Source organism: Nonomuraea longicatena, from assembly GCF_039525605.1.
Lineage (GTDB): Bacteria > Actinomycetota > Actinomycetes > Streptosporangiales > Streptosporangiaceae > Nonomuraea > Nonomuraea longicatena.
This window is the reverse complement of the sequence record NZ_BAAAHQ010000008.1, coordinates 323141-345831: the sequence shown is the minus strand read 5'-3', so window position 1 is coordinate 345831 and position 22691 is coordinate 323141. Positions and strand designations below refer to the sequence as shown.

Genomic DNA, 22691 nt, shown 5'->3' with positions numbered 1-22691 from the left:
GGGGGGCCGGGTCACCGTCCCGGGCGGGCCGGGCGACAACGGCCACAGCGGGTACTTCACCGACCCGGACGGCTTCTCCTGGCGGCTCACAGCGTCTTAGAGCGGCCTAGAACACCGACACGTGCACATGGTCCCAGTGGTTGGCGGTGACGCCGCCCCGGTCTGACATCGGATCCCAGCCGCCACCGGTGCGCACGTCGTAGTAGCGCTGCTTCCAGATGATGTACATCACGCCCAGCCGCGCGCCGTTCTTGATCAGGTAATCGGCCAGGGCGTCGCCCTGGGCCGCCTCGGCTCCGCTGGCCATGCCGCGCGAGATCATGAAGTCGCAGGCCCGGCCCTTGCCGTGCTCGCCCGGGTCGCCGGGGCGCAGGCAGCCGATGCCGTACGGGAAGGGGAAGTTCTGCTGGGCGGCCATCTTCACCGTGACCATGCGCGCGGTGAGGCCGGCGCCGCCGGTGGGGGTCTGGAAACCGTACTTGCGCAGCAGTTTCTGGACGTCGTCGCGCTTGTCGCGCATCTCCTTGATCTTGCGCTCGAGTTCCTTGATCTTGTCGGCCGACGCCTTCTTGGCGTCGTCGGCCCGCTTGACGAGGGTCTGGATGCGCTTGATCCGGTTCGTGCGCTCGTTGGCGATGTACTGCAGGCGGGTGGCCTCGGCGAGCACGGACGTGGGGTCGCTGATGCCGAACAACTGCACCGAGCCGAAGGGCCCGGTCATGTACGAGGTGCGCGCGATGTCACCGACGTCGGCGCGGGCGGTGGCGAGCTGGGACCGCAGCCGCTCGGAGTTCTCCATCGCCTTCTTGGCCTGAAGGCGGGTGTCCTCCAGCGCCTCGATCTGGCCCCGGTAGAGCTTGCTGAGCTCGGCGGCCTGCTTGGTGAGCTTGCGCAGGTTGGCGGGGCTGCCCGGGTCGGCCGCAGCGGCCTGCGAGAAGGGGGCGGCGAGCAATGCGGCAAGGATGACGGCGGCACCGGCGAAGCGCCCGAATCTCACGCTCGTCCTCCCATGTACGACGGAGCGAAACTATAGAAGATGATCTTGAGTGCTGTCATAGGAACCCGTGAACTCCGGCACTGTTGGCGAAGTATCTACCACCTTGCGTAGGCGCCCGGAACTTTGGGTCTTGCCGACCTCACCCCGCCGAGTGAGATTGCGATCAACTCGACTCCGCGAAGGGTAGATCGTGTCTCGAACCTTAGCCCTCCTTGCGGCCGCCTTAGTGGGCTTAGCCGCGACCACCGCCGCCACGCAGGTCCAGGCGACGGTGGCGCCCCCGCCCCCAGGCGACCGCATCGAGCTGTACGAACTCGACGCCGCGCCCGGCACCGGTGAGAAGCTCAGGGAAGCCGGCTTCGACATCGTGCGCCAGCAGGTCAAGAACGGAAAGGAACACATCGAGCTGACCGCCGCCCGCGACGACCTGGCGGGGCTCGGCAAACTCGGCCACCGGCCGGAGCCCGTGCGCAACGCGCAGGGCCAGACCCAGTTGGAGGCGGCCAAGGCCCAGGCCGCCGGCGGTCACACCGTGTGGAAGTCCTACTCGGAGCCCGGCGGCATCGCCGACCAGTTGCGGGCCATCGCCGCGGCCAACAAGGACGTCGTCGAACTCCAGTCGATCGGCAAGACCGTCCAGGGCAAGGACATCCTCGCCGCCAAGGTCACGAGCCTGGCCCGGGTGCTGCCCGACGGCCGCAAGCCCGCCGTCCTGTACTCCGCGACGCAGCACGCCCGCGAGTGGATCGCCACCGAGGTGGACATGCGGCTGCTGAAGCACGTGGTCGCCAACAAGCGGGCGCTGCGCAAGCTGCTCGGCAGCACCGAGTTGTGGTTCGTGCCGGTGGCCAACCCCGACGGCTACGACTTCACCTTCACCGAGGGCAACCGCCTGTGGCGGAAGAACCTGCGGGACGTCAACGGCGACGGCCGGATCTCCGTCGGCGACGGCGTGGACCCCAACCGCAACTTCCCCACGAACTTCCACCACGACGAGGAGGGCTCCTCCTCGATCCCGAGCAGTGAGACCTACCGGGGCACCGGACCGGCCAGCGAGCCGGAGACCAGGGCGCTCGACGGCCTCATGAAGCGGATGAAGTTCGCCTTCAACGTGAACTACCACTCCTACGGCCAACTGCTCCTCTATCCGCTCGGCATCCAGATCGCCACCGAGACCGCGGACAACCCGATCTACGAGGCGCTGGCGGGCACCGACGCCAGACCGGCCATCCCCGGCTTCGACCCCGACCTCGGCGCCGAGCTGTACACGACCAACGGCGACACCAACGACCAGGCGCACTTCGCGCACGGCACGCTGTCGTGGACGCCGGAGCTGAGCGAGGGCTGCGAGGGCTGCGGCTTCGTCTTCCCCGACGACGAGGCGCTGGTGCAGGCGGAGTTCGAGAAGAATCTCCCCTTCGCCCTCGACGTCGCGAAGTCCGCGCCCGACCCGGCCGAGCCGCTCAGCCACCTCGGCAACCGCACGCCGGACTTCGAGCTCGACCCCTTCGAGACCAGCCACGGCAAGGACCAGGTCGTCCAGGTCAACGCCAAGCGCAAGCTCGGCCCCGTCTTCCTCAGCTACCAGGTCAACGGCGGCAGGACCAAGACCGTCAGGACCGCCGAGTGGAAGGGCGGCGAGCGCTACGGCGACGGCTACGACCGCTATTACCACCGGGTGCGCGGTAAGGTCACCGGCACCCGGCCCGGCGACCGGGTGAAGGTCTGGTTCTCCTCCTTCGACGGGAAGAAGAGCGGCGACTTCACCTACCAGGTCGCCGCCGACATCGGCGGCAAGGTGCTCGTGCTCGCGGCGGAGGACGTGACCGGCCTCAGCCCGGCGCAGGGCGTCACCGAGGCCAAGTACGCCGACGAGTACGCCGCCTCTCTCACCGAGGCGGGCTACACCTCCGACGTCTACGACGTGGACAAGGCCGGCCGCAAGGCCCCGCACCCGCTGGGCGTGCTCAGCCACTACCGGGCCGTGGTGTGGGAGACCGGCGACGACATCATCCCGAGGAGCGCGGGCCAGGTACCGGGCACCACCTCCAAGCTGGGCGTGGACACCGAAATGGCGGTGCGCGACTACCTGAACGAGGGCGGCAAGCTGCTGCACGCCGGGAAGTACCCGTCGTACGCCGGCAACGCCAACGGCTCGTACTACTTCCAGCCCGACCAGCCCGCGCAGGGCGAGTGCGCGGTGCCGAACGACCCGCCGTGCATCCCGGTGTTCAACGACTTCCAGCAGTACTGGCTGGGCGCCTACGTGTACTTCGACGACGCGGGCACCGACCACGGCACGGGGGCACCGTACCCGCTGAAGGGGGCCGGTGGGCCGTTCGAGGGCTTCGGCGGCACGCTGGCGCCCAGCCACACCAACTCCTTCGTGGCGACCTCGGCGATCCTGCCCAAGGACCGCTTCCCCCTGTTCGCCAGCTCGGCGCAGGTGAAGTGGGCGCGGCCCGGCGGGCCGTTCGACCCGCACACGGGCGCCTGGGACGTCTACAGCGGCATCGCGGACGTCTCCTGGAAGCGGCTGACGACCACGGTGGACCTGACCGGCAAGTCCGGCGGCGACCTGTCGTTCTGGACGTCGTACGACACCGAGGCGGGCTGGGACCACCTCACCGTCGAGGCGCGTACGGCCGGGCAGGACGACTGGACCACGCTCCCGGACGCCAACGGCCACACCTCGCGCGAGACGGGGCAGAGCTGCGCGGCGCCGGGCAGCGGCGGCTGGCGGACGCTCCACCCGTTCACACAGCGCTACCAGGGCCCGAACTGCGAGCCGGTGGGCAGCTCCGGCGAGTGGCACGCGGCCTCCGGCAACTCCGGCGGCTGGCAGCAGTGGAAGCTCGACCTGAGCCGGTACGCGGGCAAGAAGGTCGAGCTGTCGATCTCCTACATCAGTGACTGGTCCACCCAGCAGGCCGGTGTCTTCGTGGACGACGCCGTGGTGACGCTGGACGGCGCGACGGCGGCGCAGACCTCGTTCGAGACCGATCTCGGCGGCTGGACGGTCTCGGGTCCGCCGCCGGGCACCTCGACGTCGGTCAACGACTGGTTCCGCACGGACCAGTTGTTCGAGGAGGGCGGCGGCATCGTCACGGCCGACACGGTCTACCTGGGCTTCGGTGCCGAGAGTCTGGACGCGCAGGCGCGTACGGACCTCATCCGCCGGTCCATGAAGCACCTGCTCGGCTGATCGGTGGCGAAAGGGGCGCCGGGGCACCGGCGCCCCTTTTGCCGCATCGGCACGGAATAGTCCGAATGCCATTCGGTTTTCTATGGACGGGGTCTCCTCCTGAGGCAAGACTGAACCAAGCAAACATTCGGTTGGTAGAGAGGACACGGTATGCGCCAGCACGACACGTTGTTCATCGGGGGCGAGTGGGTGGCCCCGGCGGGCACCGGCACCATCGAGGTCGTCTCCCCGCACACCGAGGAGGTCGTCGGACGCGTACCGGACGGCACCGCCGCCGACATGGACCGCGCGGTCGCCGCCGCCCGCCACGCCTTCGACCACGGCCCGTGGCCGAGACTGAGCTTCGCCGAGCGCGCCGCGGTCATCGGCCGCCTCGCCGACGTCTACATCGCCCGCCAGGGCGAGATGGCCGCGCTCATCACCGAGGAGATGGGCTCGCCGATCACCTTCTCCAACCTCGGCCAGATCCTCCCGCCGATCGGCATGCTCCAGTTCTACGCCGAGTACGGCAGCGCCTTCGAGCAGGAGGACGAGCGGCCCGGCCTGTTCGGGCCGATCACCGTACGCCGCGAGCCCGTCGGCGTGGTCGCCGCCATCGTGCCGTGGAACGTCCCCCAGTTCGTCACCATGACCAAGATCGCACCCGCGTTGCTGGCCGGGTGCTCGATCGTGCTCAAGCCCGCACCGGAGACGCCCCTCGACGCCTACCTGCTGGCCGAGATCGTCCAGGAGGCGGGCGTCCCGGCGGGCGTGCTCAACATCGTCCCCGCCGGCCGCGAGGCGGGCGAGCACCTGGTCGCCCACCCGGGCGTCGACAAGGTGGCCTTCACCGGGTCCACCGAAGCCGGACGCCGCATCGCGGCCGTCTGCGGGCGGCAGCTCAAGCGGGTCAGCCTCGAACTCGGCGGCAAGTCCGCCGCGATCATCCTCGACGACGCCGACCTGCCCGCCAGCATGAACATGCTGTCCATGGCCTCCCTCATGAACAACGGCCAGGCCTGTATCGCCCAGACCCGCATCCTCGCCTCCCGCCACCGGTACGACGAGGTCGTCGAGGCCGTCGCCGCGATGGTCGCCGGTCAGGCGGTCGGCGACCCGTCCGACCCCACCACCACCGTCGGCCCCCTCGTCGCCCGGCGGCAGCAGGAGCGCGTCGAGGGCTACATCAAGATCGGTATGGACGAGGGCGCCAAGGTCGTCGTCGGCGGGCTGCAGCGCCCCTACGAGCGGGGCTGGTACGTCGCGCCCACCGTCTTCGCCGAGGTCGGCAACGACATGCGCATCGCCCGCGAGGAGATCTTCGGCCCGGTGCTCACCGTCATCCCCTACGCGGACGAGGCCGACGCGATCCGGCTGGCCAACGACAGCGAGTACGGCCTGTCCGGCTCCGTCTGGACTGCGGACACCGACCACGGCATGGACGTGGCCAGGCAGGTCCGCACCGGCACCTACGGCGTCAACATCGTGATGCTGGAGGCCAACGCGCCCTTCGGCGGCTACAAGGCCAGCGGCCTCGGCCGCGAACTCGGCCCCGAGGGCCTGAACGGCTACCTGGAGTACAAGACCATCACCAGGATGGGCTGACCCCGGCCGGTGCGAGGGCCCGCGCCGGACGCGGGCCCTCGCCGGTCGATGCTGATGGCACCCAGCGCGCCCCCGCGACGCTGGGCACACCGTCGGGCGGTGGATTCCTTCCCCAAGGTGTTACTCCCGGCGGTTATCTCCATCTGCCCTAGGTAGACGCGATTCGCTTAGGAAAGGTTCGCCTCGATCCACGCGCCGATGCGGACGATCATTCCGGGCCTGGCCGCGGACTCGGCGTGACCGTAACCCGGTTCGATCCACAGCTCCTTGGGCTCCTTCGCGCCCGCGAAGATCTGGTGGGCGTGCTCCACCGGGAAGAAGGTGTCGGCGTCGCCGTGGACCACCAGCAACGGCACCGGGGCGACCAGGGCGGCGGCCTCGTGCGGAGGCATCGGCGCGGGGTCCCAGCGGCCGCTGGAGATGCGGGTGCGCCTGGCGATCCGGGCGGCGATCCGCCCCAGCGGCCGCTCGATAGCCCAGTGCACCCGGCGCATCGGCGGGGTGTCGCGGTAGTACCAGCGGGCGGGGCCGCTCACGGCCACGACGGCGTCGGCGCCCCGGTGCAGCGCGGCGTACCTGATGGCGACCGCCGCCCCCATGGAGAAGCCGACCACGGCGACCTTCTCGTAGCCGATCGAGCGCGCGTGCCGCACGGCGGCGGCGACGTCGTGCACCTCCAGGTCGCCGACGGTGGTCCGGCCGCCGGAGCGGCCGTGGCCCCGGAAGTCGAAGGCTACGACGCCGCCGTAGCGGCTGAGGACGTGGGTGATGCGCCGCGTGTCCGCGCACCGCCAGGAGCCGGTGAACCCGTGGGCCAGCACGATACCGACGTCGGAGCCGCCGGGCCCGGCGGGGGTGTGGGCACCGTCGAGGCGGACGCCGTCGGTGGTTCTGAGCATGACGGGGTAGTTGGGTGCGAGCGGCATGAGCCTGAGCTTATGCACCCAGGTCGGCGACGCTCATCACCACCCTGATGCGCGACTCCGCGGCCGCGGTGACGGCCCGAGGATCGTCGGAGATCATCAGGCGGGCCGGGCTGGCGGCCACCGTCTCGTCGAGCGCCTCACCGTCGGGAGCCAGCGGCGCGGCCGTCGCGCCCAGTGCCATGACCGCATCGGCGGCGAAGAACAGGTCGGGGCCGATCGGCAGGCAGATGAGAATCGTGTCTCCGGGCCGCACGCCACAGCGGCGCAGGCGCAGAGTGGCTCTGGCCAGCCGCTCGTCGTGGGCGGTCCCGGGGTCCATCGTGACGATGTGCTCCATGGCGACAACGGTAGGGAGTCCATCTCGTCGGCACATGGGGCGGATTATGCAGAACCTTATGCAGAGATCTCCCCCAGATCTACGCAGAAGGCACACCGTGCTCGGCCGCCCACACCGCGATCTGAGCCCGAGAGGTATAGCCGAGTTTCTCCATGATGTTGGCGATATGCCGGGCAACGGTGGCGGGGCTGATCACCAACTCCTCGCCGATCGCCTTGTTCGACAGGCCGCGCGTGAGCAACCCGGCGATCTCCATCTCGCGGACCGTCAGCAGCGCCGACGGCGCCTCCACCTGCAGCACCCGGACGGGGGCCGGCTCCGGCCGGCGCCCGTCGAGCACCAGCGCGGCCACCTCCAGCGGCGGCCTGGCCCGCCCCTTGGACCACAGCGCGGTCGTACGGCCTTCGCCCAGCTTGGCCCGCGCCCGCGCGAGCAGTTCGTCGGCGGCGTGGGAGCCCACCTTGTGGCCCATGGACTCACGCAGCGAACTCGCGGCCGAGGAGGCCAGCACCGCGCCGTCGAGGTCGCCCTCGGCCTCGGCCATCGTGCTCAGCGAGGCCAGGCACCGCGACAGCGCCTGGCGGATGCCGCACTGCCTGGCCACGGCCAGCGCCTCGACCAGGCGTTCCTTGGCCGCCGCACCCTCGCCGCGCAGCGCCATGATGCGCCCGCTGCGCGCCAGGCACTCAGACAGCTCGCCCCGGTTGTCGAGCCTGCGCAACCAGGAGATCGCCGCGTCGTAGTGCTCGGAGGCGGCCTCCAGATCGCCCCGGCGCTCGGCCACCACCCCGAGATGCGTGGTCGCCAGCGCCGCCGACCACGGGTGCCCGTGGGACATGGCCGCCGCGTGCGCCTCGGCGACCAGGCGCTGCGCCTCGCGGTGCCTGCCGCGCCGCAGCGCGTGCACCGACAGCGCCACCAGCGCGCTCACCTCGTTGAGCTGGTCGTCGTGGGCGTGGGCCACGGTCATGGCCTGCTCGATGTGCGCGCTCGCCTCCTCGGCCCGGCCCATGCGCATCAGCGCGCCCGCCGCGATCGCGTGGGTGGCGGCCAGCATGAACGGGTCGCCGTCCATTTCGGCCAGGCCCTCCAGGGCCGCTGTCAGGCCGACCTCCAGCTCGTCGCGGGCCAGCAGGCCGTACGACAGGTAGCCCTTGGCCACCGCGACCAGCTCGCGCGGCACCCTGGACAGGTCCTGGTCGAGCAGGCGCTCCATCCAGCTCACGATCTCGCCCGCGCCGCCGCCCATGGACAGCAGGCCGCTGCTGCGTACGCACAGGCGCAGGCCGAGGGCGAAATTGCCGGAGCGCAGCACCCACTCCAGCGCCTCCCGCTGGTCGCCGAGCCGCTCCCTGCTGCCGGTGAGGGCGGCCAGCCGCTCCTGCCACGACAGCCTGGGCGTGACGAACTCCGCCTCGAAGGCCAGCTCCTGGAGGCGCACGAGCACCCGCAGGTGCAGGTCGCGGACCAGGCGCTCCTCGTCGGACTCGGCCAGCCGGTCGGCGGCGAACTGCCGGATGGTGTCGAGCAGGCGGAAGCGTCCGCGCTGCTCGTCGCAGACCACCAGCGACTTGTCGACCAGCGCGCCGAGCAGGGGGACGACCATCGCGTCCGACAGCGGCGGCTCCGCGCAGACCCGCTCGACCAGGTCGAGGTCGAAGCCGCCCGCCAGCACCGAGAGGCGCCGCAGGAGGGTCTTCTCCGCCGTGGACAGCAGGTCGTGGCTCCACTCGACCGCCGCCGCGAGCGTCCGCTGACGCGCGGGAGCGGTACGGTCACCGCTGGTCAGCAGCGCGAACCGGTCGTCGATGCGGTCGGCGATCTGCCCCGGACTGAGCATGCGGGTGCGGGCGGCGGCCAGTTCCAGCGCCAGCGGCAGCCCGTCGAGCGCCCGGCACAGCCGCGCCACGTCGGGCAGGCTGCCCTCGCCGAGCTGGGTGCCCGCGGCGCGGGCGCGGTTGAGGAAGAGCTGCACGGACTCGGCCTCGGCCGGGTCGTCGCCCGGCAGGTCGAGCGGCGGGACGTGCCAGATCAGCTCGCCCGGTATGCGCATCGCCTCGCGGCTGGTCGCGAGGACCCGCACCTCGGGGCACATGGCCAGCAGCGCCGCCGTCGTGTGCGCCGCGGCCTCGATCAGGTGCTCGCAGTTGTCGAGCACGATCAGGCAGGTGGCGTTCGACAGCCGCGCCACCAGGGTGTCGAGAGGGGAGTGCCCGGGTTCGGTCTCCAGCCGGAAGACGTCGGCGACCTCCTGAAGGACCAGTTCAGGCCGGTTCAGCCGGGCGAGTTCGACCAGCCAGACGCCGTCGGCGTTCTCCGGGACGAGCTTGGCCGCCACCCGCAGGGCCAGCCTGGTCTTGCCGATGCCGCCCACGCCGCACAGCGTGACGGCGCGGGTTTCATGAAACATCGCGCACAGATCGTCGATGTCTCGCTCGCGGCCGACGAACCGGTTGGGCTCTGCGGGGAGGTTGTGCAGCAACGCGTCCGCCATGCCTTCACCCTGGCGCAGTCAGCGCACTCTGTCACCGATTTTTCACAGGCTGAGGGAACTCACCACTGTGCGCTCGTCCACAACCCTGAGATATGGATTGCCCAGTAGTCGCCTGGCCAGTTCGAAAGGCGCCACCACGAGGGTGGCCTGGTGCTCGCTCGCCAGCACCCGGCAGCCGATCAGCGTGGGCTCGTGGGCCACGACCATGTGGGCGCCCGACATGAGCGCCATGTCCATCGTCCGGAGCGCCCGCAGCCGGTCGGAGACCGCGACCAGGACCACGTCGTCCTTGGTGATGAGCAGCCGCGTGGCGAGTCTGCGCAGGTCGCCCGCGAGCTCCTCGTGGGTGAGCACCCGGTCGGCGCCCGCGCTCAGCGCTGGCCCGGCGAGGGGGCCGAACTCCACCTCGGTCTCGCCGACGAGGTCGAGCAGGCCGAGGGCCTCCTTCGGGCCCTCCCGGCGCTGGGGGGCGACGATGCCGAACGGGATGGACCGTGACCGGGGCGGGGAGTCGCTGCCCGGCCTGTTCAGGACCACGACCCCCCCGGCCCACGCGACGGCGTGCGCGGCGGTGGGCATGGCGGCCCCGGGCGGCAGGTCCACGAGGACCCGGTCGCCGTAGCGGAGCCCGTACCGGCGCAGACCGGCGGCGGCGTGGGTGACCCTCTTGGCGAGGGTCGCGTAGGTCAGGACCTCACCGGTCCGCACGTCGGTCACGGCCGGCCGGTCACCGCGCCCCGGCGCGGCGCTCATAACCAGCTCTGTCCAGGTCATGCCGCCAATGTAGGGAGCATCTCGCGACCTAACATCCTCATGAATGTGCATCCGGTTATGTATCTGTGTAGGCCGTACCCGTCTACACCCTCGACATCCCGCCCAGGTCCTGAGCGGGATCAACTAGACTTAACAGGTCGCGACTTCGCGCGGCCGACCCCCACGATCACAGAGCGAGACGTCATCATGCCTTTGAACAGCCGCGACGACCTGCGGAACATCGCGATCATCGCGCACGTCGACCATGGCAAGACCACGCTGGTCGACGCCATGCTCTGGCAGTCCGGGGCATTCCGCGCCAACCAGGACGTCGACGACCGCGTCATGGACTCCAACGACCTAGAGCGCGAGAAGGGCATCACCATTCTCGCCAAGAACACCGCCGTCCGTCACGGCGGCATGACCATCAACATCATCGACACCCCCGGCCACGCCGACTTCGGCGGCGAGGTCGAGCGCGGCCTGTCCATGGTCGACGGCGTGGTGCTGCTGGTCGACGCCTCGGAAGGGCCGCTGCCGCAGACCCGGTTCGTGCTGCGCAAGGCGCTGACGGCAAAGATGCCGGTGATTCTGTGCATCAACAAGGTCGATCGCCCCGACGCCCGCATCGCCGAGGTCGTCGACGAGGTCTACGAGCTGTTCATGGACCTCGACGCGACCGAGGACCAGATCGACTTCCCGATCGTCTACGCCTCGGCCAAGGCTGGCCGGGCCTCCCTCGCCCGCCCCGACGACGGCGGCATGCCCGACTCCGAGGACCTCGAACCCCTGTTCGAGGTCATCAAGAACACGATCTCGGCCCCGGTCTACGACCCGTCGGCGCCGCTGCAGGCGCACGTCACCAACCTCGACGCCTCCTCCTACCTCGGCCGGATCGCGCTGTGCCGCATCCACCAGGGCACGATCACCAAGGGGCAGCAGGTCGCCTGGTGCCGTACGGACGGCTCGATCCAGCGCGTGAAGATCACCGAACTGCTCATGACGGAGGCGCTGGAGCGCAAGCCCGCCGAGCAGGCCGGTCCCGGCGACATCATCGCCATCGCCGGCATCCCCGACATCATGATCGGTGAGACGCTGGCCGACCCCGAGGACCCGCGCCCGCTGCCGCTGATCACCGTCGACGAGCCCGCGATCTCGATGACGATCGGCACCAACACCTCGCCGCTCGTCGGCCGGGTCAAGGGCGGCAAGGTCACCGCGCGCATGGTCAAGGACCGCCTCGACAAGGAACTGGTCGGCAACGTCTCGCTGCGGGTGCTGGCGACCGAGCGGCCCGACGCGTGGGAGGTCCAGGGCAGGGGCGAGCTGGCGCTGGCCATCCTGGTCGAGCAGATGCGCCGCGAGGGCTACGAGCTGACCGTGGGCAAGCCGCAGGTGGTCACCAAGACCGTCGACGGCAAGGTGCACGAGCCGGTCGAGCGGCTGACGGTCGACTGCCCCGAGGAGTACCTTGGCGCGGTCACGCAGCTCCTGGCGGTCCGCAAGGGCCGCATGGAGAACATGACCAACCACGGCACCGGCTGGATCCGTATGGAGTTCGTGGTCCCGGCGCGCGGCCTGATCGGCTTCCGCACCGAGTTCCTGACCGAGACCCGGGGCACCGGCCTGGTCCACCACGTGTTCGAGGCGTACGAGCCCTGGTTCGGCGAGCTGCGCACCCGCAACAACGGCTCGCTCGTGGCCGACCGCTCCGGCCCGGTGACCGCCTTCGCCATGCTCAACCTCCAGGAGCGCGGCACCCTGTTCGTCTCGCCCACCACCGAGGTGTACGAGGGCATGGTCATCGGCGAGAACTCCCGCTCGGACGACATGGACGTCAACATCACCAAGGAGAAGAAGCTCACCAACATGCGCTCCTCCACCTCGGAGGAGACCGAGAAGGTCATCCCGCCGCGCGTCCTGTCGCTGGAGCAGGCGCTGGAGTTCATCCGCGAGGACGAGTGCGTGGAGATCACTCCCGAGGCGGTGCGCATCCGCAAGGTCGTGCTCGACGGCGCCACCCGCGCCCGCAGCACGGCCCGCGCCAAGCGGTCCAACTAGGGCCGGAGGAGGGCGCCCGGCCCTCCTCCGACCGCCGTCACCGGCCTTTCAGCACCAGGGTGCGCTGTTCGCCCACGGGCGGGCGCACCCAGGTGACGCCCGGATGCTCGCTGTCCATGAGTGCCTGGAGGACGTCGGCGAGCGGCGTGTGCGCGGGCACCGCCCCGTACCTGTCGACGACGGCCGACAGGTCAACGAGCAGCGTGTTCTCGTCGTCGCCCGGGGCGACCACGCAGACGAAGCCGAGGTCGGCGTCGCCGTACCACGCGCCCATGTGGCCGGTGGCCGCTCGCATGGCGGCCAGCACGTCGGCGCGGCCGAGGCCGTGGACCTCCCCGTTCAGCCAGCCCTCCCGCAGGTGCAGGACGCCGGGCTGCTCGGCGTCCACGCACGAGCGGACGAGCGCCGCGACCGAGCCGTCGGGGTCCTTCAGCGCGCGGTGGCTCATGGCCGCGAAGCGGGCGGCGAGGACGTACAGCGAGATGACCCGGGGCGGGCCGGACAGGGCGAGCACCCCGTGCTCCCCGTGGACCCTGACCGGGTTGCCCTCGGCGGCGAAGGCGCTCAGCCCTCCGGTGAAGGCCACCTCCGCCTGTGGGCTGAGTTGAAGTTGCCAGGCCCAGCGGCGCTCGGCCGCAGGCTCGTCGTCCGGCTGCTGTCGCTTACGCTGACGACGGTTGAACCACACGATTTCGCATCCCCCTTGCTAATCGGGCACAAAGGGCGAAGCGTACTGTGATCTTGAAAATGCCGTACCGGTGTAATGAATCCGTTATATTCACTCGGCGTGCCTCCCGCCTGCCGGGAGGATCATGCAGAGTATGGGCGCTCTGCGGATGGTTGTCGCCTACGGGCTCGGCGCTGTCTCTGTGGCCGCTATCGCCTGGCTCACGGTCATCGCCAGACCGGTCGAGATCCACCCGCCGCCCGATCCGGTCTCTCCACGCGCCCTGCCGTCCCTCAGCCCCTTCCCCGACCGTACGGTCACCACCGACGTCACCGTCGCCCGCGCCGCCCGCGACACCCTGACCGGCGTCCCCTCGGCCCGGATCGACGACCGCCAGTACCAGGCCAGGGTGACGATCACCCACACCATCCGCATGGCGGAGGACGACGCGCTCGCCGCCTGGATCAGGCAGGGCAACGACTTCCCCACCGGCATCCGCACCCTCGTGGACGACGGGCTCGGCCGGATCAGCGTCGGCGGCTCCTGGCTGGCCCCCACCGTCCGGCTGCCGCCCACGCTCACCACCCGCGACGGCAGGACCACCGCGCGCTTCCGCGTCATCGTGCTCCGCCAGCTCTCGGCCGGGACGGAACTGGACCTCGACTTCCAGACCCCGAAGGCGCAGCCGGTCGCCCTCCGGCGTACCGTCACCCTGCGCCCCACCGAGTGGACGGTGCTGCGCACCACCGGCCTGCAGCCCGAGCGGGAGACCCCCGACCGGCTGCGCTTCACCACCGGCGAGCAGGTGCGGCTCTGGCTCGTCCACCGCTCCCACGGCTTCGCCGACGAGCAGCCGATGGACCCGTTCGCCTGGGGCACCGCGCTGGCCATCGGCACCACCGTCGTCCTGGTCTTCTTCCTGCTCAGATCGCTCGGCACCGCCTGGTGGGCACAACTGCCCAACCGGGAACTCGCCATCGGCCTGCTGCTGGTCGCGCCCGCGCTGCTGGTGCCGATGCTCACGCAGAGCGTCGAGTCGATCGGATACGTGATCATGTTCGGGGCGCTGCCCGTGCTCGCGCTGCGCCACGCCTCCCGCATGGTGCCCGTCCCCGCCCCGTGGACCACCCGCGACGTCCTCGCGGTGACCGCGCTCGGCGTGCTCGTCGCACTCGGCATGCTCATCTGGTCGGGCCGTCAGGGCCAGCTCCCCTATCCGGAGCTCGTGGCCGGGGCCATGGTCGTCGCCCTGTCCGCCGCGACCGCCGCCATCGTCTTCAGCGCCGACCTCGGGGTGCGCAACGTCGTCGTACGGCTGGCGGCCGTCTCGGCGGGCGCGGCGCTCGGCTGCCTGGCGCTGGCGCTGTGGGCACGGGCGCTGGCGCACGGCGTCTACCCGCCCGACAGCGTCCGCCTGGTGCTCGGCCTGTTCTGGTCGCTGATCCCGATCGGCGCGATCGCGGTGGTGACCAGGACCTGGTCGCGCCCGGTCGTGGCGGTGGCGCTGCTCGTCGGCCTGCTCATGCAGGGCTGGCCCGCCGAATGGCTCGACGACGGCTCGTGGAGCGTCGACCCGGCCAGTCAGGCCAATCCGAGGGTCGGCGACCGCGAGCTGACCGAACTCCTGCGCGGCGTGTTCGGCCTGCTCCTGCTGGGCTTCGTGCTGCTGGTGGTACGCCTGCGGCGGCTCGGGCAGGGGCTGCCCGCCGTGCACAACCGCGCGGCGGTCTCGATCACGATCGTGCTGCTGATGGTGCTCTACCTGTCGCCGCGCGGCACCGGCAACCTGCCCGACCTGAACGTGAGCGTGCCGCTGCTGTCGATCACCTCGCTGGTCGCCTGGGTGACCGCCTGGTGGCTGCTCGGCCCGCCCGACCCCGACCTGGTCGAGCCCGCGACCATCGACGAGCACCGCGACCTGGTCAGGTCCGCCCTGCACAAGCGACTGCTGCTGATCTCCGAGCAGGAGCTCTACCGGGTCGGACGCGGCAAGATCGGCGCGGGCGAGCTCAGCATGACCGACTTCGAGCAGCAGCGCGGCGACCTCGAAACCGCGCTCGACCGCCACGGCCGCCACCCCGAGACGGCCTTCGCCACGGCCGCGGCCTGCTCGCCCTGGCACAACGGCCTGCAGGGCTTCGTGGTGTGCCTCCTGCTCAGCCTGCCCCTCGGCCTCGTGTACGGCGCCCCGGCGGGCACCGACCTGGCCAGCTACCTGTTCGACGCCCGCTACCTGCTGACGCTGCCCGCCTTCGGCTTCCTGTTCGGCTACTTCTACCCGCGCCTGCGCGGCACCCAGCCGATGACCAAGGTGCTGCACCTGATGGCGGCGGCGGTGCTGACCGAACTGTCGGCCTACCTGCCCGCCTTCGTCGAACCCGACGTGGCGCTCCTGGAGAAGGTGCAGCTCGTCGCGATCGTCGTGGGCCAGGCCGCGCTCGTCTACATCGGACTCGGCCTGTTCTGGGAATGGCGGATCATGCGGCTGGCGGGCGAGCCGTGGGGCCGGGTGCGCAACGTGCGCAGCCTGCGCAGCCTCGCCACCCCGCTGGTGGCCGTGATCATCGCCGTCGGCACCGCCGCCGCGTCCGCCGCCGCCACGCACACCGTGGACCGGCTGCTGCGCGGCGAACAGGTCACCTCGGCCCAGAAGTAGGCCCTCAGCGGCGGGGCAGCTCCGAGCCGCGCACGTGCGCGCACAGCCAGTCCACGAGCGGCGCGAAGTCGCGCCACGAGGTCCTGACCCGGTCGAGCACCTCTTCGGTGTGCACCCACGGCTCCGGCTCTGCGCTCCAGGCCGCGAAGATCGAGCGGTGGCGCAGCAGGTCGAGACGCGGATGGTCGTCGGCGACCCCGCGCGGCCTGGTCTTGAGCCGGTCGCCCTGGATCTCGTAGCCGCGCTCGCGCAGCCGGGCGACGATCTTCTCCAGTTCCTTGCCCGACAGGTCCTCGTCCACGGCGGCGCGGTAGCGGGCGACCTGGTCGGCGGCCTGCGTGTAGATTCCTCCGGCGGCCATCAGCCCTTCGGCGCTGAGCTGGACGTACAGCCCGATGCCCGGCATCACGTCCACGAAGGCGCCCTGGTGGGTCTTGTACGGTGACTTGTCCCTGGCGAAACGCACGTCGCGGTAGGGCCGGAAGAGGTGCGCCAGGCCGAACTCGGCGGCGAGGTCGTCGGCGAGCGCCTGCATCGGCGCCTTGACGTGGTCGTCGTAGAGCTGCCTGTGGCGGGAGAAGTACGCCTTGGAGTTGTCCGCCTCAAGGCCCTCGTAGTAGATGAACGCCTCGTCGGGGAAGCCGGTGAAACCCATGGCGCAAGCCTGCCATGCCAGCCAGGGGGCCGGTCACCGGCGCCGTCTGGCCGTACCGAAGATCGAGCGGCTGATCTCCCTGCCGAGCGAGCTGGCGGCCGAGCGCGCGAACGACTTGAACACCTGCGAGCCGAGCACGCTCTCCAGCACGGACGGCTGTGCCTCCACGGGCTGGGCCCTGTCCACGGGCTGGGCCGGATCTTCGGCGGGGGCGACCTTGGCGGCCAGGATCTCGTAGGCGGACTGCCTGTCGATGGCCTCGCCGTACTTGGGAAGCAGCGGCGAGGCGGCGACGACGCCCTGCACCACGGCCGGGTCGGCGGGGGCCATCCGCGACTGCGGGGCCCGCATCCGGGTCCAGGCGACCGGCGTGGGGACGCCCTGGTCCGACAGGACGGTGACGACGGCCTCGCCGATACCGAGCTGGGTGAGGACCTCCTCCAGGTCGTAGCCGGAGTTGGGGAAGGTCGAGACCGTGGCCTTGAGCGCCTTGGCGTCCTGCGGGGTGAAGGCCCGCAACGCGTGCTGCACCCGGGCGCCGAGCTGGGCCAGCACGTCGGCGGGTACGTCCTTCGGGGTCTGGGTCACGAAGAAGACCCCGACTCCTTTTGACCTGATCAGCCGCACGGTCTGGGTGACCGAGCGCAGGAACGCCTTGGAGGCGTCGGTGAACAGCAGGTGCGCCTCGTCCAGGAAGAGCACCAGTTTCGGCCGGTCCGGGTCGCCCACCTCGGGCAGGTGGCTGAACAGGTCGGCCAGCAGCCACATCAGGAAGGTCGAGAACAGCTGCGGACGGTCCTGGAGGGCGGGCAGCTCCAGGATCGAGACCACGCCGCGCCCGTCCGGGGTGAGCCGCATGAGGTCGGCGGTGTCGAACTCCGGCTCGCCGAAGAACCGGTCGGCACCCTCTGCGGAGAGGTTGACCAGCGCCCGCAGGATCACCCCCGCCGTCTGCTTGGACAACCCGCCGACGCCCTTGAGCGCCTCCGGGTTGTCGATGAGGTACTGGATGACCGACCGCAGGTCCTTCAGGTCGAGCAGCGGCAGGCCCTGCGTGTCGGCGTAGTGGAAGATCAGCCCGAGGGACGACTCCTGGGTCTCGTTGAGGCCGAGCACCTTGGCCAGCAGCGTGGGGCCGAAGGCGGTCATGGTCGCGCGCAGCGGGATGCCGTCGCCGACGCCGCCGAGGGCGTAGAACTCGGTGGGGCACGCCTGCGGCGTCCGGTCCTGGCCGAGGGCGGCCGTCCGGGCCCGGAGCCGCTCGGACGGCTCGCCCGGCTGGGCCATGCCGGACAGGTCGCCCTTGATGTCGGCGAGGAAGACCGGCACCCCGGCGGCGGACAGCTGCTCGGCCATCAGCTGCAGCGTCTTGGTCTTGCCGGTGCCCGTCGCTCCGGCGACCAGGCCGTGGCGGTTGAGCATGCGCAGCGGGATCCGCACCTGCGCCTCCGGCCGTGGCTCGCCGTCCACGAGGAGGGCGCCGAGGTCGAGGGCCGGTTCGGCGAAGGTGTACCCCTTGATCACGTCATCGGTGGTCATCGCTCTGTGTACTTCCTGCCGGGTGCGGGCGGATGCTTGCCGTACAGCTCGGAGATGGTCACGAAGGCGAAGCCCCTGCGGGACAGGACCTCAAGGATCCTCGGCATGGCGTCGACCGTGGTGCGGTGGATGTCGTGCATCAGCACGATCGAGCCGGGTCCCGCCTTGATCGCCCGCTCGGCGACGAGTGAGGCGCTGCGGTCGCGCCAGTCGAAGGTGTCGACGTTCCACAGGATCTGGGCCAGGCCCTCGCGGCGGGTCTCGTCCGCGACCCTCCCGTCGGTCGAGCCGTACGGCGGCCGCATCAGGTACATGCGCACCCCCGTCATCCGCTCGACCACCGCCTGCGTCTGTTTGAGCTGGAACTTCAGCCCGAGTGGCGACAGCGCCGTGAGCTGCTCGTGGCTCCAGGAGTGGTTGCCGAGTTCGTGCCCGTCGAGGAGCATGTGCCGCAGGTTGTGCTCACGGTCGGCGACCACCATCTGGCCGACCACGAAGAAGGTGGCCCTGGCGCCCCTCCTGCGGAGCATGTCGAGCAGCCGGGCGGTGTGGTCGCCCGGCCCGTCGTCGAAGGTCAGCGCCACGCACTTGGCCCGGCGGCAGTCCACGCGGGGGCCGCGGGGCCAGTCGGGCTGCATCGCGGCCAGTTTCCGGGCCAGCACGGCCGGCTCGACCACCTGTGACGCCCGGACCGTGACCGGCAACGGTCTGGGCACCGTGGCGACCGGCCGGACCTCTCCGCATCCGGCCACCAGCAGCAACGCCAATGGCACAGCCCACGCGCGCATATTCCCCCCGAAATACGCAGGCGGGGCCTATGGATAATCGCCGACCGAGTCCCCCCGCAACTCCGTGACCAGGTCGTCCCACCAGGCTGGGACATCCGCCTGGAGTTCGGTGTAGCGACGCGCCACTCTTATGGCACACTCAACCGGATCTGTACCCAAATGCCGACGACTCACCGGTCCTTCCATCCAGCGGTAAAAACCAGCTTTATAGCGGACGACCAACCCGATCCACACCGCTATCGTCGCGTCGTCGCCGATCTCATACGCACTGGTCACGCCCAGACTTCGCAGCTCCGCAAGGAGCTTCTCCGTCGCTGAGCCGGACTCAGTCACGCGCACCTCCCCTATGACGAGTGGTCGCACGAACAGGATGATTCCTGCCCCGGTCCGGCAGGACTCCGATGGACATGGAGTAATCATCGGACTTCACGGGGTCATCTGTGGGCCGTTCGGCGCTCTTCGCCGGACGGCGCTCAGCGGTCGTCGGCCTCGCGGGGTTCGGACACGACCATGATGAACCTGGTCTCGCCGGTGCCTCTGTTGGCGTAGCGGTGGGGGCGATCGGCGGTGAAGAGCGCGGCGCTGCCGGTCTGGACGACGTGGTCGCCGCCGTACACGGTGAGGGTGAGTTCGCCCGACAGGACGGTGAGCATCTCGCGGGTGCCGGCGGGGTGGGCGTCGCCGTTGTGGTGCTCGCCGGGGGCGAGGGTCCATTCCCACAGTTCCAGGATCATCGGGACGTCGGCGCCGATGAGCAGCCTCGCCCTGGACTCCCCCATCTCGAAGGAGACGGCCTGCTCGGGGGGGATCACCCGGACGACGGGCACGTCGGAGACCTCGACGAGGCGGGCGACGGTGACGCCGAGCGCCGAGGCGATCCGGGTGAGCGTCGAGACGCTGGGGTTGGTCCTGCCCTGCTCGACCTGCACCAGCATGCCCCTGCTGACGCCCGAGCGGGCGGCCAGGGCGTCGAGCGTCAGTCCTCGGTGGGCCCGGTGGGCGCGCACGTTGCTGGCGATGGTGGCGTTGATCATCTCCGGGTCTTCCACGGAGTTCAGTCTATTGATATGTCTTTACAGTCTGCTGCAATGCATTATCTTGTACGGATAGTGCAATCCAATGAACTAAGGAGGGGAGCATGACCACAGCGGTGATCCTCGCCACCGCCTGCGCGGTGGTGTACGGGACCGCCGACTTCCTCGGCGGGATGGCCACCAAGCGCTCGCGGGTGTTCGCGGTCGTCGCCCTGTCCCAGGCGGCCGGCCTCGTCCTGGTGCTCGCGCTGCTGCCGGTGCTGCCCGGCGGGTTCTCCGCCGAGGCCCTCTGGTGGGGGCTCGGCGCCGGGCTCGTGGGCGCCGCCGGGCTGGTGTTGTTCTACCGGGCGCTGGCGACCGGCACGATGTCGGTGGTGGCGCCGACGGCGGCCGTCACGTCGGCCGCGCTGCCGGTGGTCTTCGGGCTGGTCACGGGCGAGCGTCCGCACCCGGTCGCGCTGGCGGGCATCGGGCTCGCGCTGGCGGCGGTGGTGCTGATCAGCAAGGAGGCGCCGCGCGAAAAGACGCCTGGCTCGCTGTCATCGCTGCTCGTGGCGCTGGCGGCCGGGGCCGGGTTCGGCGGATTCTTCATCCTGCTGGCGCAGGCGCCGGCGAGCACGGGGATGTGGCCGCTGGTCGGGGCGAGACTGTCGTCGCTGGCGCTGGTCGTGCTCCTCGCGGTGACGGCGGGGCACTCGCTGCGGCCGAGCGGCGGGTCGCTGCGGATCATCGCGGGCGCCGGCGTGCTGGACATGGCCGCGAACGTGCTGTACCTGGTGGCCAAGGAGCACGGGATGCTGAGCCTGGTGGCGGTGCTGGTGTCGCTGTACCCGGCGAGCACGCTGCTGCTGGCCAGGTACGTGCTGGGCGAGCGGCTGCGGGCCGTACAGATCACGGGGGTCGCGTGCGCGCTGGGCGCCGTCGCCCTCATCGCCCTGCCCGGCGGGTAGAGCCTCCGTTACGGCACGCCCCACCCCCGCCACCCGCCGCCCTCCTGCCCGCCTTCCAGGGGCACGCTCCCCGGCCGCTCACCTCTCCCGCCGTGACGACGTCAGTGCGGCAGGAAGGCCCGGAAGTCCCTGAGGTGCGGGCCGAGGTCGAGGCCCTGCTCGCGCAGCCAGGCGTCGTCGCCGTACGTGCGTGTGTACCGGTCGGCGCTGTCGCAGATCAGCGTGACGACGCTGCCGTACTCCCCGTTCGCGCGCATCTCGCGGACCAGATCGACGCAGGCCGCGATGTTGGTGCCCGTCGAGGCGCCCACCGGGCGGCCGGTGACCTCCTTGACCCAGCGCATGCCCGCGATCGAACGCGCGTCCGGCACCCGGATCATGCGGTCGATGACCGACGGCTGGAACGACGGCTCGACGCGTGGACGGCCGATGCCCTCGATGCGGGAACCGGGCGCGGTCACGCCCCAGTCGCCGGACTCCCAGGCGGGATAGAACGCCGAGCCCTCGGGGTCGGCGACGGCCAGCCGGGTGCTGTGCCTGCGGTACCTGAGGTAGCGGCCGATGGTGGCCGAGGTGCCGCCGGTCCCGGCGCCGACGACGATCCACGCGGGCTCAGGGTAGGGCTCCATGGCGAGCTGCTCGAAGACGGACTCGGCGATGTTGTTGTTGCCACGCCAGTCGGTGGCCCGCTCGGCGTAGGTGAACTGGTCCATGAAGTGCCCGCCGGTCTCGGCGGCCAGGCGGCGGGACTCGTCGTAGATGGCCGACGGTTCGCCGACGAGGTGGCACTTGCCGCCGTAGAACTCGATGAGCGCGATCTTCTCCGGCGAGGTCGAGGCGGGCATCACGGCGATGAACGGCAGCCCGAGCAGGCGGGCGAAGTACGCCTCGCTGACGGCCGTCGATCCGCTGGAGGCTTCCACCACGGTGGTTCCCGGGCCGATCCAGCCGCTCGCGAGGCCGTACAGGAACAGGGAGCGGGCGAGCCGGTGCTTGAGTGAACCGGTCGGGTGGACCGATTCGTCTTTGAGATAGAGGTTGATTCCCCAGCGCGGAGGGAGGGGGAAGACGTGGAGATGGGTGTCGCTGCTCCGGTTGGTGTCGGCCTCCACGGTGCGGACGGCTTCGCAGACCCACTGCCGCACGTCAGGGTCGTGGCGGTCGACGTATTCCATGGTCCATACGCTATCCCATGTGACTCTGGCCACTTTATCTGCGGAAATGGGTAAATAGTGTTACGATAATGAGACTTGTCCGGCCGTGGACGTGACCACGCACGCCGCGAGCAGAAGGACCGTTTTCAACCCCTGACCAGGCAGAACCGTTTAACGCGCCCCTTACGCGCGGGTTGCGACCATAGAGCTGCTGTCTGCGGCTCATGCCGAACGGGGGATAGCAAGGGGGAATGACTTGATCACGATGACCGAAGAGCAGCGACAGGACTGGTTCGAGCGCGACGTCGTGCCCGTGACCTCGCAGCTGTTCGCCTCCGCGATGCGCCTTACCCGCAACACCGCGGACGCAGAGGACCTCGTCCAGGAGACCGTGGCCAAGGCGTACACCTCCTACCACCAGTTCCGTGAGGGCACCAACCTCAAGGCCTGGCTGCACCGCATCCTCACCAACAACTTCATCAACGACTACCGCAAGAAGCAGCGCTCGCCCAAGCTCTCGGCCGCCGAGGAGGTCGAGGACTGGCAGCTGCACGCGGCCGAGTCGCACACCTCGACCGGGCTCAAGTCCGCCGAGACCGAGGCGCTGGAGCGGCTGCCCGACAGCGCCGTCATGAACGCGCTGCGCACCCTGCCCGAGGACTTCCGCGTCGCCGTCTACCTGGCCGACGTCGAGGGCTTCGCCTACAAGGAGATCGCCGACCGGATGGGCACCCCGATCGGCACGGTCATGTCCCGCCTCCACCGGGGCCGCCGCCAGCTGCGCACGATGCTGGAGGACTACGCCCGCGAGGAGGGCGCCATCCGCCTCCCGGCCCAGCGCGCCGCCTGACACTCCTGTCACGGCCGGCCACCACAGACGGTTCCTCACCG

18 protein-coding genes are annotated in these 22691 nt (G+C 70.4%); 6 read left to right on the top strand and 12 right to left on the bottom strand.

Annotated features, from left to right (window positions below):
* Nucleotides 1-106: 106 nt before the first annotated feature.
* Nucleotides 107-997 (bottom strand): coiled-coil domain-containing protein, encoded by an 891-nt coding sequence (locus ABD120_RS10810; protein WP_343949621.1) that lies wholly within the window; start codon nt 995-997, stop codon nt 107-109.
* A 190-nt stretch (nt 998-1187) separates the two neighbouring features.
* On the opposite strand from ABD120_RS10810, the gene ABD120_RS10805 reads away from it, so the two are divergent.
* Together ABD120_RS10805 and ABD120_RS10800 are read left to right on the top strand one after the other, a co-directional pair.
* Nucleotides 1188-4202 carry a M14 family metallopeptidase gene (locus ABD120_RS10805; RefSeq protein ID WP_343949620.1) on the top strand — a complete coding sequence of 1005 codons (3015 nt, stop codon included), beginning with the start codon at nt 1188-1190 and terminating at the stop codon, nt 4200-4202.
* Between the two features lie 150 nt (nt 4203-4352).
* The gene (locus ABD120_RS10800) at nt 4353-5786 is read left to right on the top strand and encodes an aldehyde dehydrogenase (RefSeq protein ID WP_343949619.1); all 1434 of its coding nucleotides are present in this window, start codon (nt 4353-4355) and stop codon (nt 5784-5786) included.
* Between the two features lie 167 nt (nt 5787-5953).
* Here the strand turns inward: ABD120_RS10800 and ABD120_RS10795 are convergent, their stop codons facing one another.
* The 4 genes from ABD120_RS10795 to ABD120_RS10780 all read right to left on the bottom strand — a co-directional run bounded on the left by ABD120_RS10795 (nt 5954) and on the right by ABD120_RS10780 (nt 10317).
* Nucleotides 5954-6712, bottom strand: coding sequence for an alpha/beta hydrolase (locus ABD120_RS10795; protein ID WP_343949618.1), 759 nt, complete (start codon nt 6710-6712; stop codon nt 5954-5956).
* Between the two features lie 10 nt (nt 6713-6722).
* Nucleotides 6723-7049 carry an AMP-binding protein gene (locus ABD120_RS10790; RefSeq protein ID WP_343949617.1) on the bottom strand — a complete coding sequence of 109 codons (327 nt, stop codon included), beginning with the start codon at nt 7047-7049 and terminating at the stop codon, nt 6723-6725.
* A gap of 79 nt (nt 7050-7128) precedes the next feature.
* Nucleotides 7129-9543: a LuxR C-terminal-related transcriptional regulator gene (locus ABD120_RS10785; RefSeq protein ID WP_343949616.1), complete on the bottom strand. Its 2415-nt coding sequence runs from the start codon at nt 9541-9543 to the stop codon at nt 7129-7131.
* 42 nt (nt 9544-9585) lie between these two features.
* Nucleotides 9586-10317, bottom strand: a complete 732-nt coding sequence (locus tag ABD120_RS10780; RefSeq protein ID WP_343949615.1) for an AMP-binding protein — start codon at nt 10315-10317, stop codon at nt 9586-9588.
* A 186-nt stretch (nt 10318-10503) separates the two neighbouring features.
* On the opposite strand from ABD120_RS10780, the gene typA reads away from it, so the two are divergent.
* Complete coding sequence (typA, locus tag ABD120_RS10775; protein ID WP_343949614.1) at nt 10504-12357, top strand: translational GTPase TypA; 1854 nt, start codon at nt 10504-10506, stop codon at nt 12355-12357.
* Between the two features lie 37 nt (nt 12358-12394).
* Here the strand turns inward: typA and ABD120_RS10770 are convergent, their stop codons facing one another.
* On the bottom strand, nt 12395-13045 hold the full coding sequence (locus tag ABD120_RS10770; protein ID WP_343949613.1) for a hypothetical protein: 651 nt from the start codon (nt 13043-13045) through the stop codon (nt 12395-12397).
* 133 nt (nt 13046-13178) lie between these two features.
* Between ABD120_RS10770 and ABD120_RS10765 the strand changes: the two genes are divergently transcribed.
* Nucleotides 13179-15680 carry a hypothetical protein gene (locus ABD120_RS10765; protein ID WP_343949612.1) on the top strand — a complete coding sequence of 834 codons (2502 nt, stop codon included), beginning with the start codon at nt 13179-13181 and terminating at the stop codon, nt 15678-15680.
* 4 nt (nt 15681-15684) lie between these two features.
* Here the strand turns inward: ABD120_RS10765 and ABD120_RS10760 are convergent, their stop codons facing one another.
* The 5 genes from ABD120_RS10760 to ABD120_RS10740 all read right to left on the bottom strand — a co-directional run bounded on the left by ABD120_RS10760 (nt 15685) and on the right by ABD120_RS10740 (nt 19711).
* On the bottom strand, nt 15685-16335 hold the full coding sequence (locus ABD120_RS10760; protein ID WP_343949611.1) for a DUF2461 domain-containing protein: 651 nt from the start codon (nt 16333-16335) through the stop codon (nt 15685-15687).
* Nucleotides 16336-16368: 33 nt separating this feature from the next.
* Entirely contained in the window at nt 16369-17874 is a 1506-nt protein-coding gene (locus ABD120_RS10755; protein WP_343949610.1) for a helicase HerA-like domain-containing protein, read from the bottom strand.
* Nucleotides 17871-18662, bottom strand: coding sequence for a polysaccharide deacetylase family protein (locus tag ABD120_RS10750; RefSeq protein WP_343949609.1), 792 nt, complete (start codon nt 18660-18662; stop codon nt 17871-17873). The genes ABD120_RS10755 and ABD120_RS10750 overlap by 4 nt, the downstream gene beginning before the upstream one ends.
* 27 nt (nt 18663-18689) lie before the next feature.
* Nucleotides 18690-18995, bottom strand: a complete 306-nt coding sequence (locus ABD120_RS10745; RefSeq protein ID WP_343949608.1) for a hypothetical protein — start codon at nt 18993-18995, stop codon at nt 18690-18692.
* A gap of 140 nt (nt 18996-19135) precedes the next feature.
* Nucleotides 19136-19711: a helix-turn-helix domain-containing protein gene (locus tag ABD120_RS10740; protein ID WP_343949607.1), complete on the bottom strand. Its 576-nt coding sequence runs from the start codon at nt 19709-19711 to the stop codon at nt 19136-19138.
* A gap of 89 nt (nt 19712-19800) precedes the next feature.
* Between ABD120_RS10740 and ABD120_RS10735 the strand changes: the two genes are divergently transcribed.
* Complete coding sequence (locus ABD120_RS10735) at nt 19801-20646, top strand: EamA family transporter (protein ID WP_343949606.1); 846 nt, start codon at nt 19801-19803, stop codon at nt 20644-20646.
* Between the two features lie 101 nt (nt 20647-20747).
* Here ABD120_RS10735 and ABD120_RS10730 read toward each other — a convergent pair whose 3' ends face one another.
* The gene (locus ABD120_RS10730; protein ID WP_343949605.1) at nt 20748-21821 is read right to left on the bottom strand and encodes a PLP-dependent cysteine synthase family protein; all 1074 of its coding nucleotides are present in this window, start codon (nt 21819-21821) and stop codon (nt 20748-20750) included.
* A gap of 244 nt (nt 21822-22065) precedes the next feature.
* Between ABD120_RS10730 and ABD120_RS10725 the strand changes: the two genes are divergently transcribed.
* Nucleotides 22066-22650: a sigma-70 family RNA polymerase sigma factor gene (locus tag ABD120_RS10725; protein WP_343949677.1), complete on the top strand. Its 585-nt coding sequence runs from the start codon at nt 22066-22068 to the stop codon at nt 22648-22650.
* The last annotated feature ends 41 nt before the right edge of the window (nt 22651-22691 follow it).